This is a genomic window from uncultured Polaribacter sp. (genome assembly GCF_947501385.1).
Taxonomy (GTDB): domain Bacteria; phylum Bacteroidota; class Bacteroidia; order Flavobacteriales; family Flavobacteriaceae; genus Polaribacter.
Window position 1 is genome coordinate 1 of record NZ_CANMVP010000081.1, and the last position, 556, is coordinate 556.

Here is a 556-nt window from a genome sequence, read left to right on the forward strand (position 1 = left end):
ACACTTCGGCATTCTTATGCCACACATTTGCTTGAAGACGGCTTGAATATTATGAGTCTCAAGGAACTCTTAGGTCATGCTCATATAGAAACTACTATTGTTTATTTGCAGGTTTCCAATGCAGGCAGTTCCATTAAATTCAGTCCGTTGGATACTTTATTTGAGAGCTAATGCAGCCCAAATACACAGTGGCAGACATTCTCAATTTAGAAGTAGAGCATCTGCAAGACATAGCATGTACAAGTTGGAATGCACGCGCTTTGCACGCCATAGGTAAATGCCGAACCCAAGCACTTGGCGGACATTTGGACTGGTGTACGGATTGCAAGAAACTACATCTGCAGTTCAATTCCTGTCGCAATAGGCATTGTCCCACTTGTCAGGGTCATAAACAGCATCAATGGATTACAGCCAGAACAAAGGAACTTCTTCCTGTACCTTATTTTCACGTAGTGTTCACAGTGCCTGATGTACTGAATCCAGTGGCAATATGCTATCCAAAAGTACTCTACAAAATACTATTTGACAGCGTATGGGAAACGCTTTGTTGTTTTGG

At 42.1% G+C, this 556-nt stretch carries 2 protein-coding genes; both read left to right on the forward strand.

Annotated elements, in window-relative coordinates; translation table 11 throughout:
• A partial coding sequence (locus Q0998_RS19265) for a tyrosine-type recombinase/integrase (RefSeq protein ID WP_299673088.1) occupies positions 1-171 on the forward strand: 171 nt, incomplete at its 5' end.
• Positions 171-556: transposase zinc-binding domain-containing protein (locus Q0998_RS19270; protein ID WP_299673086.1), on the forward strand; the 386-nt coding region annotated here is incomplete at its 3' end. The genes Q0998_RS19265 and Q0998_RS19270, both read left to right, overlap by 1 nt.